The sequence below is a fragment of the Streptomyces sp. NPDC031225 genome, assembly GCF_055570355.1.
On the sequence record NZ_JBVIHJ010000005.1, the window covers coordinates 258903 to 274614 of the forward strand.

Annotated in this window: 11 protein-coding genes; 3 read left to right on the forward strand and 8 right to left on the reverse strand. The window is 70.9% G+C overall.

What is annotated here, in order from left to right:
- Positions 1-128: 128 nt before the first annotated feature.
- The 7 genes from ACZ48Z_RS10820 to ACZ48Z_RS10850 all read right to left on the reverse strand — a co-directional run bounded on the left by ACZ48Z_RS10820 (position 129) and on the right by ACZ48Z_RS10850 (position 10217).
- Positions 129-3731 (reverse strand): DUF4082 domain-containing protein, encoded by a 3603-nt coding sequence (locus ACZ48Z_RS10820; protein ID WP_468735476.1) that lies wholly within the window; start codon positions 3729-3731, stop codon positions 129-131.
- Positions 3732-3801: 70 nt separating this feature from the next.
- Positions 3802-4920, reverse strand: a complete 1119-nt coding sequence (locus ACZ48Z_RS10825; RefSeq protein ID WP_468735477.1) for a DegT/DnrJ/EryC1/StrS family aminotransferase — start codon at positions 4918-4920, stop codon at positions 3802-3804.
- Positions 4917-5606 (reverse strand): acetyltransferase, encoded by a 690-nt coding sequence (locus ACZ48Z_RS10830; RefSeq protein ID WP_468735478.1) that lies wholly within the window; start codon positions 5604-5606, stop codon positions 4917-4919. Before ACZ48Z_RS10830 ends, ACZ48Z_RS10825 begins: the two co-directional genes overlap by 4 nt.
- On the reverse strand, positions 5603-6742 hold the full coding sequence (locus ACZ48Z_RS10835) for a DegT/DnrJ/EryC1/StrS family aminotransferase (RefSeq protein ID WP_468735479.1): 1140 nt from the start codon (positions 6740-6742) through the stop codon (positions 5603-5605). Before ACZ48Z_RS10835 ends, ACZ48Z_RS10830 begins: the two co-directional genes overlap by 4 nt.
- The gene (locus ACZ48Z_RS10840; RefSeq protein WP_468735480.1) at positions 6739-7725 is read right to left on the reverse strand and encodes an NAD-dependent epimerase/dehydratase family protein; all 987 of its coding nucleotides are present in this window, start codon (positions 7723-7725) and stop codon (positions 6739-6741) included. Before ACZ48Z_RS10840 ends, ACZ48Z_RS10835 begins: the two co-directional genes overlap by 4 nt.
- 69 nt (positions 7726-7794) lie before the next feature.
- Entirely contained in the window at positions 7795-8850 is a 1056-nt protein-coding gene (locus tag ACZ48Z_RS10845; RefSeq protein WP_468735481.1) for a Gfo/Idh/MocA family protein, read from the reverse strand.
- A 23-nt stretch (positions 8851-8873) separates the two neighbouring features.
- On the reverse strand, positions 8874-10217 hold the full coding sequence (locus tag ACZ48Z_RS10850; RefSeq protein ID WP_468735482.1) for a sugar transferase: 1344 nt from the start codon (positions 10215-10217) through the stop codon (positions 8874-8876).
- Positions 10218-10562: 345 nt separating this feature from the next.
- On the opposite strand from ACZ48Z_RS10850, the gene ACZ48Z_RS10855 reads away from it, so the two are divergent.
- Genes ACZ48Z_RS10855 through ACZ48Z_RS10865 form a run of 3 tightly spaced genes read left to right on the forward strand, consistent with a single transcriptional unit; the run spans position 10563 to position 13875 of the window.
- The gene (locus ACZ48Z_RS10855) at positions 10563-11414 is read left to right on the forward strand and encodes a glycosyltransferase family 2 protein (protein ID WP_468735483.1); all 852 of its coding nucleotides are present in this window, start codon (positions 10563-10565) and stop codon (positions 11412-11414) included.
- A 27-nt stretch (positions 11415-11441) separates the two neighbouring features.
- Entirely contained in the window at positions 11442-12794 is a 1353-nt protein-coding gene (locus ACZ48Z_RS10860) for an MFS transporter (protein ID WP_468735484.1), read from the forward strand.
- A 31-nt stretch (positions 12795-12825) separates the two neighbouring features.
- Positions 12826-13875, forward strand: coding sequence for a TolB family protein (locus ACZ48Z_RS10865; protein ID WP_468735485.1), 1050 nt, complete (start codon positions 12826-12828; stop codon positions 13873-13875).
- Between the two features lie 11 nt (positions 13876-13886).
- On the opposite strand, the gene ACZ48Z_RS10870 is transcribed toward ACZ48Z_RS10865, so the two are convergent.
- A complete protein-coding gene (locus ACZ48Z_RS10870) occupies positions 13887-15701 on the reverse strand; it encodes an ABC transporter ATP-binding protein (protein WP_468735486.1) in 1815 nt (604 codons plus the stop codon).
- Positions 15702-15712: the final 11 nt, after the last annotated feature.

Genomic DNA, 15712 nt, shown 5'->3' on the forward strand with positions numbered 1-15712 from the left:
CGGGGGATTCCCTCGCCAGGAAAGCGACACCCCCCCCCCCCCCCCCCCCCCCCCCCCCCCCCCCCCCCCCCCCCCCCCCCCCCCCCCCCCCCCCCCCCCCCCCCCCACCACCGGTGGGTTCTGATCGGTCAGTTCTTCTTCTTGCGGACGGTCGTCTTGCTGGTCAGGGTCCAGGTCTGGGACTTCACCGTGTGGCGCTTCTTGTCCTGGGCCTTGACGTTGACCTTGAACCGGGTGCCGTCCGGCAGGGGCGAGGAGAGGTGGACGGACACCTTGTGGGTGGCCCGGTTGTAGGAGGTGACGGCCGTGACGTGGAGCTTCTTGGCGGCCTTGGAACCGCTCACGATGGTCACGGTCGCCGTGACGGACGACAGCTTGGTCGAGGCGGGCAGGGTGGTGACGAGGGGGCTCGTCGCGTCGGCGGTGTGCGCCAGCGAGGACGCGGTCACCTCCGAGGCGTTGGCCGTCGCCAGGGACGCGCTCGGGTCGTCGGCGGTGAAGACGGGGCCGACCCAGTAGTTCGCGGATCCGTAGGAACCGTTGGGGAAGGCCGCCGTGCTGCCGTACCGGTAGAGCCCGTTGTGGTGCGCGCTCGTGTCGGCCGTGGCCGTCAGCGGATAGGACTGGTGGGCCGCCGTGAAGTAGCCGCCGTCCACCGCGTAGTTGCCGTTCGGCGCGTGGTAGGAGGCGACGTAGCCGGTGTCGGCGGTGACGGCCACCGGGGTGGCGAACGTCATCGTCTGCCAGCCGGAGGCCGACTCGGTGGTGAAGGTGCCGGTCGCAAGCAGCGTGCCGTCGTCGGACCACAGGCTGCCGGTGTGGGTGCCCGTGTTGGTCGCGCCCTTGTAGAACGTGACGCCGGTGATCCAGCCGTCCGCGGAGGACGTGAACCGGGTGCCCAGTTCGACCGAGTTGCCGTCACCGGTCACGGCGGCGGTGGCCGGCGTGGCGGAGGAGTTCCACAGCGTGCAGGGGCAGGTGACCGCCGGCGGCTGGGAACTGGTGGTGAAGCTCCAGGTCACCGGGGCCGCCATGGCGTTGCCCCACAGGTCGGAGGCCTGCACGGACGCGGTGTACGTGGTGTGCAGCGCCAGTTCGGTGGACGGGGTGAAGGTCGCCTTGTTCGACGCGGGAAGGGTCTTGGTTCCCGGCACGGTGTTGCCGTCCGGGTCCTTCACGGTGAACGACAGGCTGTCGGCGTCGATGGCGTGGTCGAAGACCGCGGACACCGGTGCCGTGATCGATGTGCCGGTGGCCCCGGACGTCGGTGAGGTGGAGGTGACGGCGGGCGGGGTCGTGCTGGCCGTCGAGGTGTCCAGCACCACGTCCACCCAGTAGTTGCTGCCCGAGGACTCCGAGTTGGGGAAGGCGCTCGTGGAGCTGTAGCGGAAGACGCCGTTGCCGCCGTCGGTGCCGGACTGGAGCCCGGTGAGCGGGGCGAGGCCCGCGGCCTTGCCGGAGAAGTAGCCGCCGTCGTAGGAGTATCCGCCGTTGGGGGCGAAGTACGAGGCGACATAAGTGGTGTTGGCCTTGACCGTCACCGGGGTGGAGAAGTTCAGCTGCTGCCAGCCGGAGGCCGACTCGCTGGTGAAGGTACCGGTGGCCAGGCGGGTCCCGGAGGCGCTCCACAGGCTGCCGGTGTGGGTACCGGTGTTGGCGGCCGACTTGTAGAAGCGGACGCCGGTGACCGAACCGGCCACCGTGGTACGGAACTTGACGCCGAGCTCCAGCGAGCTGCCGTCACCCCCGTTGACGGTGCCGGGGACGGCCGAGGCCGGCCAGATGGTGCAGGGGCAGGCCTGCGGGCCGACGGTCAGGGGCAGGGTGGTGGTGGCGCCGATGTTGACGCTGTCGTCCACCGCGCGGACCTTGACCGACGCCGAGCCCGGGGTCGTCGGGGTCCAGGTGTAGGTCCAGGAGCTGAGACCGGTCGCGGCGTTCCAGGTGGATCCGCCGTCCGTGGAGACCTCCACGCGGGCCACCACGCCGCCCGAGTCGGAGGCGGTGCCCTTGATGGTGACGGGCTTCAGCGCGGGGACGGTGGCTCCGGAGGCCGGGCTCGTCACGGTGACGGCCGGTCCGGTGCTGTCGGTGGTGGCCGTGGCCGCGACGAGGTTGCTCTGCAGGGACAGCGGCTGGACGCCCATGTCGGCGAGGACGTTCACCGTCGCCTGCTGCATCCGGGAGTCCTCGGTGACGACGACGTCGGCGGGGTCGTACGTCGGCAGGTTGGTCAGGCCCCACGACCACTGCACGGTCCCGGCGCCGAACACCAGGGCTCCGGAGTCCTGGTCACGGAACTCCACCAGGTTGTGCGTCGCGGTGCCGTTGCCGTACATGTTGCCCCAGTCGAGGCGGTACTTCCCGTCGGTGATGTCGACCGTCGTGGACGACAGGTCGATCGCGCCGCTGGGTCTGGTGCTGTTGGAGATGTCGCTGTCCCACTCGTAGCCGAGGGTGCCGGTGGGGAAGGTCGCGGTCTGGCTCGACGTGAGATTGGCGATGGAGGTGTTGCGCCACAGCCGGTTCTTGCCGTACGAGCCGGGCACCGTGATCGCGTCGGAGCGGTAGCCGTTCACCGTGAACATGGATCCGGTGAGGATGTTCGGCGGCTGGTAGGCCTGTCCGTAGTCGGTGCTCGTCGGGTCCATCCAGGTGCCGGTCCACTGACCGCTGGGGTCGGCGATGCCGTTGTTCTGGGCCATCTTGGTCATCTTGTAGCAGACCAGGGTGCGGTCAGCGGTGCTGGTGCCGTCGATGCTGGGCGTCAGACGGGTCTTCCAGAACACCTCGTTGCCGCTGAAGAAGCCCTGCCGCACGCCGGCCTTCCGGGCCGCGAGGACGTTGCTGTACTGGCTCTGCGTCCAGTACTCGTCGTGCCCGGACGACAGGTACACCTTGTGCTTCTTCAGCAGGGTGGCGCCGTTCGTCGACGACACGTCCACGCCGGAGAGGTAGCTGACGTCGTAGCCGTTGCGCTCCAGCCAGGACAGCATCATGAACTCGGAGCCGTAGATGCCGTTGTCGCCGCCGATGTCCAGCGGCCGGTTGTAGCTGACCTCGTAGGCGCGGCCGTCGGGCGCGGGCCCGGTGCCGCCGTAGAGGTCCTGGCCGCCGTAGTCGTTGTAGGCCTGCCAGGTCTGGTCACTGGTCTGCACGACGACGTCGGAGGTGCTGGAGTCCTTGCGGACGATGAACGGGTACGGCATGAGGCCGTCGCCGTTGTTCTGCGTCAGGTTGGCGATGTACAGACCGGACACGGCGTCGCTGGGCACGGTCCAGTTCACCGTCACGGGCCAGTTGCCGCAGTCGACCAGCCCGGTGCTGCTCTTGGTGGTGCAGGCGGCGGCCTTGGTGGTGTAGTTGGCCGGGTAGTTGACGGCCGTCTGGGCCGCGGTGGAGATCAGGCGGGCACCGTCGCCGCCGTACCAGCCGAGCCGGTAGATCTCCACGTGGTACGCGACCGGGGACTGGACCTTGAACTGGACGGTGTCACCGGCCTGGACGCTCTCCTTGGTGGAGAACCCCTGGATGTCACCGTAGGCGTTGGGCGAGAACCAGTCGGACATGGGGCTGCCCGTCTTGGAGTTCTCGCAGACGATCGGGTTCGAGCCCGTTCCACAGGGGTCGGACGCCGCCTGGGCGATCCCGGCCTGCGGGAGCACCGCCCATATCAACGCGGCAATGACGGCGAGGCGGCCGCCCCGGAGCCGTCTGCTCCATCTGTTCATGTGTACCTCTCAGCGGTGCTGTGCAGGACCGACCCTGGGGTCGGGGTGAGGCCTGTGGTGAGGGGGCCGATCAGCCTCGGAGCGCTTCGGCGAGCGTGCCCACGACCCGTTGTTGCTGGTCGGGGGTGATCTGGGGATAGAGCGGCAGCGACAGGATCCGCTCGGCGGCCTTCTCGGCGTTCGGGAAGTCGCCCCGGGTGTGGTCGAGATGGCGGTACGCGGGGGTGAGATGGACCGGGGCGGGATAGTGCACTCCCGCGCCGATGCCCTCGGCGTTGAGCTTGCCGACGATGTCGTCGCGGTCGGCGCCGGCGACCTGGACGACGTACAGGTGCCAGACGTGGACGTTGCCGGGTGCCGTGGTCGGCAGCACGATCTGTCCAGCGGCGGCGAGGTCGGCGAGCAGTTCGTCGTAGCGGGCGGCTGCCGCCCGGCGGGCCGCGTTGCCGTCCGCCAGCCGCTTGAGCTTGGCGCGCAGGACGACGGCCTGGAGTCCGTCCAGGCGGCTGTTGAACCCGGGGACGTCGTGGCGGTACTTGGCGACGCCGCCGTGGTTGGCGATCGCCCGTACCAGGTCGGTGAGTTCCTGGTCGTCGGTGAGCACCGCGCCCGCGTCGCCGTAGGCGCCGAGGTTCTTGCCCGGGTAGAAGCTGGTGGCGGCGATCCCGCCGCTGCCCGGTGCGCGGCCGTCGCGGGTGGCGCCCTGGCACTGGGCGGCGTCCTCCACGACCTTGACGTGGTCGGGCAGTTGAGCCGCCAGCGCGGTGACCTCGGCCATCTGCCCGTACAGGTGGACCGGCACGACCGCGCGGGTGGCGGGGCCGACCGCGTCCAGGGCGGCCTGCGGGTCGAGGAGGAGGTTGTCGGGCAGGCAGTCCGCGAGGACCGGCCGCGCGCCGATCCTGGCCACGGCCCCCGCGGTGGCGATGAAGGTGTTGGCGGGCACGACGACCTCGTCGCCGGGGCCCACCCCGCTCGCGCGCAGGGCGAGTTCGACGGCGTCGGTGCCGTTGGCGACGCCCACGCAGTGCGTGACCCCGCCGAACTCGGCGTACTCGCGCTCGAACCGGCGTACTTCGTCGCCGCCGACGAACGCGGTGTTGGCCAGGATCCGTTCGAATCCGGCCCGTACCTCGTCGGCGACCTCTTCGTGGGCCGCCTTGAGGTCGACAAGCGGTATCTGGCTCATGTCAGCGGTCCCCCCACTGTCGGTGTCGCACGTTCTTCCAGTGCGGGCGAACCCGCTTCCCGCAGCCGCCGGGCCGGGCTCCCCACCCAGACCTCGCCCGGCGGGACGTCGTCGAGCACGGCACTTCCCATGCCGATCTGGGACCAGGCCCCGATCGTCGCGCCCTCCCTCACCAGGGCGCCGGAGCCCAGGTAGGCCCCTCGCTCCAGCCGCACTCCCCCGCCCAGGCGGACGCCGGACGTGAGCGTGACGTAGTCCTCGACCACGTCGTCATGGGTGAGGACGACGTGCGGCATCACCGCGACATGCGCGCCGACCCGCACGGCGGCGGTCAGGACGCAGTGCGCCAGCAGGACCGAGCCGGGGCCGATCGTCGAGGTCGCCGACACCACGGCCGTCGGGTGGATCACGGTGGCGTAGCGGTCAGCGGGCAGGCCGAGCCGGCGGACCAGGCGGGCACGGGCCGCGTAGTCCCGCGGATTGCCCACACAGACCACGACCCGCGCCTCGGGCAGGTCGTGGACCAGGTCGCAGCCGCCGAGCACGGGTACGCCGTCCACGTCGGTGCCGTGCAGGCTCGCGTTGTCGTCGAGGTGCCCGAGCAGCTTGAACTCGCCCGTGTCCCTGACGGCCTGCGCGGTCTCGCGGGCGAATCCGCCCGCGCCGACGATGACAAGTGCGTTCATCTTCGGGCCTGTTCACGCAGCGCCGCGACGACACGGTCCTGCTGGGCCTCGGTCATCGTGTGGAACAGCGGCAGGATCAGCGAGTCGCCGCTGATCCGCTCGGTCACCGGCAGCGGAACGCTCGGGTGGTCCACGTAGGCGGGTTCGCGGTGCGCGGCCATGATCCCGCGCCGGGCGGAGACCCCGGCGTCGGCGAGCGCGGCGAGCAGGTCGTCCCGGCCCACGGGGAAGTCCTCGCCGAGGAGCACCCAGTAGGACTGGAAGTTGCTCTGCCCGTGCGCGGGGTCGCGTACGGCGGTGAGGCCCGGGATGTCGCGCAGCAACGCGTCGTAGCGCGCGGCCAGTTCACGGCGGCGGGCGATCATCGTGTCGAGCTTGCCGAGCTGGACCAGGCCGACCGCGGCCTGGATGTCGGTCATCCGGTAGTTGAAGCCGACTTCCAGGTAGCTCTCCAGGACCGGCTTGTTGCTCGCGTGGCGTTCCGCCGCCGAGGCGTTCATGCCGTGCTCGCGCAGCCGGCGCAGCCGCGCCGCCCACTCGGCGTCGTCGGTGGTGACCATGCCGCCCTCGCCGGTGGTGACGACCTTGCGGGGGTGGAAGGACCAGGCGGCGAGCAGCGCGCCGTGCCCCACGGGCTTCCCGCCGACGGTGGAGCCGATGGCGCAGGCGGCGTCCTCGACCAGCGGCAGGTCCCAGTCGGCGCAGGCGGCGCGCAGGGCGTGCACATCGGCCGGTACGCCGCCCTGGTGCACGGCGAGGACGGCCTTGGTGCGAGGGGTGCGGACCTGGTCCACGGTGGCCGGGGTCAGGTTGCCCGTGGCGAGCTCGACGTCGGCGAACACCGGCTCGGCGCCGACGTACCGTACGGCGTTGGCGGTGGCGATGAACGACAGCGAGGGCACCACGACCTCGTCGCCGGGGCCGACGCCGAGGGCGACGAGGGTGAGGTGCAGGGCGGTGGTGCACGAGCTGACCGCGATGGCGTGCTCGGCGCCCACCCGCTCGGCGAAGGCCTTCTCGAAGGCGACGACCCGGGGGCCCTGGGCGACCCACCCGGACAGCACCGCGTCGGAGGCTGCCTTGGCCTCCTCCTCACCGAGCCAGGGGATCATCACGGGGATGCGGTCGGTGCTCACTTGCCGGCCTCCTCGGCGCCGGCGCGCTCGGCGCGCCACCACTGGACCAGGTCCTTGAGGCCCGTGCGCAGGTCGATCTCGGCGGTGAACCCGAGCCGTTCGGTGGCCTGGGTGGTGTCCGCGAGTCTGCGCACCACCGAGTTCACCGAGCGGGCGGGTCCGTGCACCGGCTCCAGGCCCTCGGCGCCCATCGCCTCGAGGAGCCCGTCGGCGAGTTCGCGCAGGGAGGTCTCCGTGCCGCTGGCCACGTTGAACACCTCGTCGGTGACGTCCGACTCGGCGGCCAGGATGTTGGCTCTGGCGATGTCCCGGACGTCGACGAAGTCCATGGTCTGCGTTCCGTCGCCGAGGATCAGCGGCGGTTCGCCCGCCTCGATGCGCTCCATCCAGCGGATGAGCACCTCGGTGTACAGGCCGTGGATGTCCATCCGGGGGCCGTAGACGTTGAAGTAGCGCAGCGCCACGTAGTCCAGTCCGGACATGGCGTGGAAGCTGCGCAGCATGCCCTCGTTGAAGGCCTTCGCGGCGCCGTAGAACGTGTCGTTGTTGTAGGCGTGGTGGCGCTCGGTCGTCGGGAAGACCTCGGCCATGCCGTAGACGGACGCCGAGGAGGAGGCGATCACCTTGCCGACGCCGGCCTCGGCCGCCGCCTCCAGGATGTTGAAGGTGCCGTCGACCAGGACCTCGTTGGCGAGCCGGGGCTCCTCCGCGCACTGGGTGATGCGGATCGCGGCGAGGTGGAACACCAGGTCGGCGCCCTCGGTGACCTTCCGCACGGTCTCGACGTCCCGTACGTCGCCCTCGACGACGTCCACGACGCCGCTGGGCAGCGCCTGCGCGAGGTTGGCGCGCCGCCCGCGCACGAAGTTGTCGAGTACGACGATCTCGCGGGCGCCGCCCTGGACCAGCAGGTCGACCAGATTGGAGCCGATCGTGCCCGCTCCTCCGGTGACCAGGATCTTCTTGCCACGTACGCTGCTCAACTGCTGTGCCCTCTCAGGGAATTGCATCGCTTGGTTGACTCCGCCGGTTGGTTCGGCGGGTGTTCTCACTCAGCGCCCGGCGCGCAGGCCGACGACCGCGCCCTTGAACTCCAGGCTCCGGGAGGCCGCCTCCAGGACGTCCAGCACCCGCAGGCCCGCCCGGCCGTCGGTCAGCGGCGCGCGGCCCGTCCTGATCGAGTCGGCGAACTCGTCGACCATGCTGCGCAGCGCTTCCTTCTCGCCGATCGCGGGCGCGACCATGTCTCCGGAGCGGTAGGAGATGAGCATGTCCCGGCGCTCGTCCGCGCCGATCTCCTGCGGTGCGGCCATGTCCACGCCCCGGTCGTAGACCGCGACCCGCTGGAGGGGGTTGAGGTCGTCCCAGAGCAGGGTGCGCTTGGAGCCGCCGACCATGGTGGTGCGCACCTTGGTCGGTGACAGCCAGTTGACGTGCACGTGGGCGATGGCCCCCGTGTTGAGGGTGAGCGTCAGATAGGCGATGCAGGCCTGTCCGGCGCCGATCGGGTCGGCCCCGTGGGCGGCGACCGCCACCGGTTCGACGCCCGCGGGGAGGATGAAGTCCAGGATCGACAGGTCGTGCGGGGCGAGGTCCCACAGGACGTCGATGTCCTTCTGGACGAGCCCGAGGTTGATGCGGACCGAGTCGACGAAGTGGACCTCGCCGAGCTCACCGGAGTGGACCAGGTCCCTGATCCGGCCCACGGCGGGCGTGTAGCAGTAGGTGTGGTCGCACATCAGGGTGAGGCCGCGCTCCTCCGCCTCGGCGACCAGGCGCATCCCGTCCGCGTAGGTGGCGGCGAGCGGCTTCTCCACGAGGACGTGCTTCCCGGCGCGCAGGGCGGCCAGGGCGATGTCGAGGTGGGTCCCGGCGGGCGTGGCCACCGCGATGGCGTTGACCGACGGGTCGGCGAGTACGGCCGCGTAGTCGGAGGTGGCCTGGACGGTCGAGTAGCCGCCGAGGACCCGCTGGGCGCGGTCCACGTCGAGGTCGCACAGCCAGCGCAGCCGGAACTGCTCGCTGGCCTGGAAGTTGCGGACGAGGTTGGGCCCCCAGTAGCCGGCCCCGACGACCGCGACCCCGAGCGGCTCACTGGTCTGCGTCACGTCATTCCTCTTCCTTCGGTCCATCAGTAGGCCCCCGTTCCGCGCACCACGGCTGTCGTGGTGCGCGCCAGGATGGACAGGTCGAGGCTGGTCGACCAGTTGTCCACGTATGCGAGATCGAGCCGGACCGCTTCCTCCCAGGGGAGGTCCGAGCGGCCGCTGACCTGCCAGAGTCCGGTGAGTCCGGGCTTCACGAGCAGCCGGCGCTTGACCTCCGCCGGGTACTCGTCCACCTCTTCGGGAAGCGGTGGACGGGGTCCGACGAGCGACATGTCGCCCCTGACCACGTTGAGCAGCTGCGGCAGTTCGTCGAGCGAGCTGCGGCGCAGGAACGAGCCGACCCGGGTGATCCGCGGGTCCCCCTTCACCTTGAACAGCAGTCCGTCGCTGTTCTGGTTGAGGTGCTCCAGCTCCGCCTTCAGGGACTCCGAGTCGGGCCGCATGGTGCGGAACTTGAACATGGTGAAGTGGTCGCCGTAGCGGCCCACCCGCTGCTGTCGGAACAGCGCGGGGCCGGAGCTGTCCAGGCGGACCAGCAGGGCGATCAGCAGCAGGGGCAGGGCGAGCAGGAGCAGGAGCAGGACCGCGCAGGAACGATCCAGCAGTTCCTTGGGCAGGCGGGAGGCACGGGAGAGCTTCGGTGCCTGGACCCGCACCAGCGGCACCCCGTTGGTGGGCCGTACCGCGAGCCGGGAGGCGGACACGTCGGACAGGACGGGCGCCAGCAGGAAGTCGACGCCCCGCGCGGCCGCGGTCCAGGACATCCGGCGCAGGGCGGAGGTGTCGAACTCGGGCGCGGGCAGCACCACCACGGTGCCGATGCCCATCGTCCGGATGACGTCGTCCATGGTGTCGACACCGCCGAGGACGGGGATCCCCAGCTTGCGGACCTCCGCCGCGTCGCTCGGATCGCTCAGGCACACGCCGGCGGCCCGGAGTTCCTGGGCACCGCCGCGCTGCAGGACGGCGACCAGCTCCGCTACGGCGTGTGCGGGACCGACCAGCAGGGTCGCACTGCGGCCCCGACCCCTGGCCCATCGCCGGTGCAGCCGACGGCGGAGCGCGTACCGGACCAGCACGGCCAGGACAGCGGCGGGTATCGCGGCCATGGTCATGTCATGAAGGAGGCCCGAATCGTGGGTGAACGACCAGTGCGCGACCGCGGCAAGCGCCGGCAGTGCGATGGCCCCGCGGAGCACCCGTCGGTACTCCTCGGCACCCATCCCCATGGCGCTGCGGTCATAGGAGCGGTGCGCGACCATGACCACGATCCACGTCGGAGGCAGCACCAGGGCCACCGCCCAGCGGCCGTACGCCGCGTGGATCACGAAGGCCGCGGCAACAGCGGCGAAGCTGTCCGCGACCAACAGAGCTATCCGGTACCTCTGCTCCCAAGGTCTTCGGCGACCTTGCGGAGTCCTGCGTTCCACAAGCTGTTGCTCATGCGTGACCTCAATGGTCATGCGCCCCCCACGACGTGCGCGGTTACTTCTGACGGAACACCGATGCGCCCCCAGCACAAAGGCAATTGCAAACGAAGAAGCCTTAGCGGTTCCCCAACCGCCACATGTCCGCATGGATGGGGAGCAAGTACCTCATGTCTCCCACCCAAACCGGTTCGGCGGCCCTCAATCTAGACCACCGGACGCAGTCACGGGAACAGTTGGACGAAACACACATCGCAATAGTGACATCGACTGCATACTGCCCAGGTGACGAGCATCGTGATCCCGGCCCACAATGAGGCGCAAGTCATAGGCCGGCTCCTCGACTCACTTCTGGCCGATTCCCCGGAGGACGAGACAGACATAGTGGTCGTGTGCAACGGCTGCACGGACGACACCGCGCGGGTCGCCGCCGCTCGCGGTCCGAGGGTACGGGTGGTCGAGATCCCCGTGCCCTCCAAGCACGCCGCCCTGCGGGCGGGCGACGACCATGCGCGCGGCTTCCCGCGCCTCTATGTGGACGCCGATGTCGTGATCGGGAGCGCCGACGTACGGGCGCTGACCGAACCCCTCGACGACGACACCTCCGGCGTTCTCGCGACCGCGCCGGAGCGGCAGATTCCGCTGGCCGCCTGTGCCTGGCGGGTGCGCGCCTACTACCGGGTGTGGCAGCGGCTGCCCGCCGTACGCGAGGGGCTGTTCGGCCGGGGCGTCATCGCGGTCTCCAAGGCCGGGCACGCCCGGATCGCCGCGCTGCCCCCGCTGATGGCGGACGACCTGGCCGCTTCCCTGGCCTTCGCACCGGAGGAACGGCGCGTGGTCGACACGGCCCGGGTCGTGGTCCAGCCCCCGCGAGCATGGCCGGATCTGATGAAGCGGCGGATCCGGGCGACGGTGTCCACGACCCAGGTCGAGCAGCAGCACCAGAGCCCCGAAGAGGCCTCGGCCCGCACGAGCAAGGCCGATCTGATCGCCCTGGTCCGCGGGGAGCCGAGGCTGCTCACGGGTGTCGTAGTCTTCCTCGCGGCGGCGGTCGTCGCCCGGCGCGGGGCCGCGAAGGCCATCCGGGCACAGGACTTCGGCACCTGGCTGCGGGACGAGAGCAGCAGACAGAACTGAAGCGCACCAGATCCGGAGTTCCCGAACATGTACCTCACGGACCGCTCGACGCCGTCGGGGGCGGACACCCACCAGGGCCGAAGACGCGGCCCTCGGCCCGGGGTCGCCCCGGTCGTGCTCGTCCTGGGCACGGTCAGCCTGATCACCGACATCTCCTCGGAGATGGTCACCGCCGTCCTGCCGCTCTACCTCGTGAGCACGCTCGGCTTCAGTCCGCTGGCCTTCGGCACCCTCGACGGTGTCTACAACGGCGTCAGCGCGCTGGTCCAGCTCACCGGCGGCCACCTCGCCGACCGAATACGCAACCACAAACTGCTGGCCGGGCTCGGCTACGGCCTGTCCGCGCTGTGCAAACCGCTGCTCCTGCTCGCGGGCAGCATCGGCGCGCTCGGCACGGTCCTCGCCCTGGACCGCACCGGCAAGGGTCTGCGCACCGCCCCCCGGGACGCGATGATCTCCCTGTCCACCTCGTCCGAGAAGCAGGGCCGGGCGTTCGGTGTGCACCGGGCGATGGACACCACCGGCGCGATGCTCGGCCCGCTGACGGCCTTCCTCATCCTGAGCGCGGCGGCCGACGGCTACGACGCGGTCTTCGGCGTGAGCGCCTGCGTGGCGGTGCTCGGGGTGGTCGTACTGGTGCTGTTCGTGCCGGGCCGACAGCGCGGCGCGCGGGTGGACCGGGCACCAGGTGCACCGGAGGTCGACCGGCCCGACCCGCTGCCCGAAACCGCTGCCGCGGACGGCGAACGGCCTTCGGAGACATCCGGCGCCGCGGACGGCAGGCCCCCCGTCCGCGTCCGTGAGGCACTCGCGCTCCTGCGCATCCCCCGGCTGCGCGCGCTCGCCGGCTGCGCCGCGCTCCTCGGCCTGACCACCGTCAGCGACGCCTTCGTCTACCTGCTCCTGCAACGGCGGGCGGGCATCGCCGAGCAGTGGTTCACGCTGCTGCCGCTGGGCACCGCCGTGGTGTTCCTGCTGCTGGCCGTGCCCGTCGGCGCGCTGGCCGACCGGGTCGGGCGGCACACCGTGTTCCTCGCCGGACACCTGGCCCTGCTGACCGGCTACGCCCTCCTGCTGTGGGCCCCGGCCACCCCGGCCCTCCCCTTCCTCGTCCTCGCCCTGCACGGCATGTTCTACGCCGCCACCGACGGCGTCCTGCCGGCCGCCCTCGCCGACATCGTGCCCGAGCAGCTGCGCGCCAGCGGTCTCGCCATCGTCGGCACCAGCCAGGCGCTGGCCCGCTTCTGCTGCTCGCTGGCCTTCGGCGCCGCCTGGACGGTGTGGGGGGACGGCCCGGCGCTGGCCGCGTCGGCGATCGGCCTGCTGTGCTGCGCCGCCGTCGCGGGCAGGGTGCTGCGGCCGACGCGCGCCACCCGATGACCATGTCAGCCACGAGCCTCCACGGAACCCGATGACCACGACAGCGACGAAGGTCCAGATGACACCGCTACGCCGCCGCCTGATCGTCCTCGTCACGGCGGTCCTGCTGCTCGCGGGCGTGGGAACCGCCGTGGTCCTGCACGCGGCCGACCGCGCGGACCGGGCGAACCGGCCGCAGGCGGGCGGCCCCGCCGTCAGCACCGGAAGGTTGACGCTCGGCCAGAAGAACCGCCTGGCGTTCGTCAACGCGGCCTCGGGACCCCACCGCACCGCGGTCGCCTCGGTCCCGTCCGCCGACCCGAAGGCCGGGCGCACCGCCTCGGACCTCAAGTGCGCGCGCTTCTACGCGGCGGCCGGCACCGGTATCTGCCTCCAGTCCAACCCCGGTGTCCTCAAGCAGAGCAACCGCGCCCTGTTGCTCGACGCCGACCTGCGCACCCGGCACACCTACGCGCTCGCGGGCACCCCCAGCCGGGCCCGGGTCTCCCCCAGCGGCCGCTTCGTCGCCTGGACCGTGTTCGTGTCGGGCGAGTCGTACTCCTCCGCGTTCTTCTCCACCCGGACGTCGGTCCTGGACACCCGCACGATGAAGCTCACGCCGAGCCTGGAGACGTTCTCCGTCGTCCTGGACGGCAAGCCGTACCGGGCGGCGGACGTCAACTTCTGGGGTGTCACCTTCGCTTCGGACGACGACACGTTCTACGCCACCCTCAACACCGGCAGCAAGACGTATCTGGTGCGGGGTTCGCTCTCCCGCAGGACGGTCACCACCCTGCTGGAGAACGTGGAGTGCCCCTCGCTCTCCCCCGACGGGACCCGGGTGGCGTTCAAGAAGCGCGTGTTGTCGCGCACTTCCCTCTGGCACGAGTACGTCCTGGACCTGAGCACCCTCAAGGAGACCCCGCTCGCCGAACGCCACAGCGTCGACGACCAGGCCACCTGGCTGGACGACAGGACCGTCGCCTACGCCCTGCCCACCGACGGCAAGGTCGGCAGCAGCGACCTGTGGAGCGTGCCCGCGGACGGCACGGGCACGCCCCGCCTGCTGATCGCGGGGGCGTCGTCGCCGGCGCCCCTGTGACGGACTCCGCTTCAGCGCAACTCGACCTCCACGGGGTCGTCTTCGAGGAAGCCGCCCGACTGGTGGTGCCACAGCTTCGCGTACGGGCCGTCCAGCGCGAGGAGTTCCTGGTGACTGCCCTGCTCGACGATCCGCCCGCGGTCGAGGACGACGAGCTGGTCCATGCCCGCGACCGTGCTGAGCCGGTGCGCCACCACGAGCGCCGTCCGCCCCTCCATGAGCCGCCACAGCGCCTCCTGGACCAGGAGTTCGCTCTCCGAGTCCAGGGCGCTGGTCGCCTCGTCGAGCAGCAGGATCGGGGCGTCGCGCAGGATCGCGCGGGCGAGCGCGACGCGCTGGCGCTGTCCGCCGGACAGTTTGACGCCGCGCTCGCCCACCAGGGTGTCGAAGCCGTCGGGCAGCGCGTCGGCGAACTCCGTGACGTGCGCCGCCTCGGCGGCGCGACGGATCTCGGCGTCGGTGGCGTCCGGCCGGGCGAAGGCGATGTTGTCCCGCAGCGTGCGGTGGAACATCGCCGGGTCCTGCGGCACATACGCCATCAGGCTGCGCAGGTCCCTCTGGCGCAGCCTGCTGATGTCCTGGCCGCCGATCATGATCCGGCCGCCGTCGATGTCCGTCATCCGCAGCAGCAGCCGGGTGAGCGTGGTCTTGCCGCCGCCGGAGCGGCCGACGAGGCCGACCTTCGTTCCGCCGGGCACGACCAGGTCGAGCCCCTCGAAGAGCGGTTCCGCGCCCGCGTGGGAGAAGTTCACCCGCTCGAAGCGGACGTCGGCGGCCCCGGGCAGCAGCGGCTCGGGGGACGACGGGTCGAGCACGGTCGGCGGGGTCAGGAGCAGTTCGGTGAACTGCGCGGCCTCCGTCATCGAGCTCTCCAGGCGGCGGTAGATCTGGTTGAACTCGAACATGATCCGCGTCGCGTTGGAGTAGTAGGTGAAGGCGACCACGACGGCCTCCACGCCGTGCTCGCCCCCGCCGAGGCCGACCGCGAGGAGCAGGCCGAGCGCGTTGGTCAGCACCGACATCGGCGCGACGAAGGTGTCGATGCGCAGGTTGCCGTAGTCCCACGACCTGAGGGTGAGCCGGCGTGAGGCCGCGACGCGGGAGCGGTGTTCGGCGGCCTCGCGTTCCTCGGCGCCGAAGGCCCGGACCGTGTCCATGTTCATCAGGCTGTCGGCGACGTGTCCGGCCACCCGGGCGACCGCCGCCTCGCGCTCGGCGACGAGGCTCTGGCGGCGCCGGATGAGCGGCGCCGCGCACAGCGCCGTCACCGCGATCATGACCAGCAGGCCCACGACGAGCAGCGGGTCGTAGCGCCACAGCACGACCGAGCCGAACAGCAGCGGCACGAGGCTGCCCACGATCTGGAACGCCAGGGTGTCGACGAACGGCTCGAAACGGGTGGCGAAGCTCAGGGCGCGCTTGGTCAGCGACCCGGCGAAGTTGTCGTGGAAGAACGTGGCGTCCTTGGCGAACAGTTCGTCCATCCCGATCACGTACAGGTGCTCGATGCCGAGCGCGTCGAGACGGTTCAGACAGTGCAGGGCGACCCGCCACAGTGATTCGGCGAGCAGCAGGACACCGGCGAACCCGAGGACGTACGGCAGCGCCGAACCGACGGTGAACTCGCCGCCGTCGGCGATGTCGCCGGCGAGTTTCGCGACGATCAGCGGCGCGATGTAGTTGATGCCGGTGCTGCCCAGCGCCGACAGCAGCATGGCGGGCGCGGTCAGCCACCGCAGACGGGCCAACTCCCGTCCGTAGTAACGAAGTGCGAGGAGAACCGCGCCCCTGCGCGGCGGAACCTTCTGTAGCTCTGACGTCTGCATGCTTACCCTGT

Bases quoted from the DNA above. Each gene is read 5' to 3' on its own strand.
- ACZ48Z_RS10820 (WP_468735476.1), bottom strand. From the start codon at position 3,731: ATGAACAGATGGAGCAGACGGCTCCGGGGCGGCCGCCTCGCCGTCATT.
- ACZ48Z_RS10825 (WP_468735477.1), bottom strand. From the start codon at position 4,920: ATGAGCCAGATACCGCTTGTCGACCTCAAGGCGGCCCACGAAGAGGTC.
- ACZ48Z_RS10830 (WP_468735478.1), bottom strand. From the start codon at position 5,606: ATGAACGCACTTGTCATCGTCGGCGCGGGCGGATTCGCCCGCGAGACC.
- ACZ48Z_RS10860 (WP_468735484.1), top strand. From the start codon at position 11,442: ATGTACCTCACGGACCGCTCGACGCCGTCGGGGGCGGACACCCACCAG.
- ACZ48Z_RS10865 (WP_468735485.1), top strand. From the start codon at position 12,826: ATGACCACGACAGCGACGAAGGTCCAGATGACACCGCTACGCCGCCGC.
- ACZ48Z_RS10870 (WP_468735486.1), bottom strand. From the start codon at position 15,701: ATGCAGACGTCAGAGCTACAGAAGGTTCCGCCGCGCAGGGGCGCGGTT.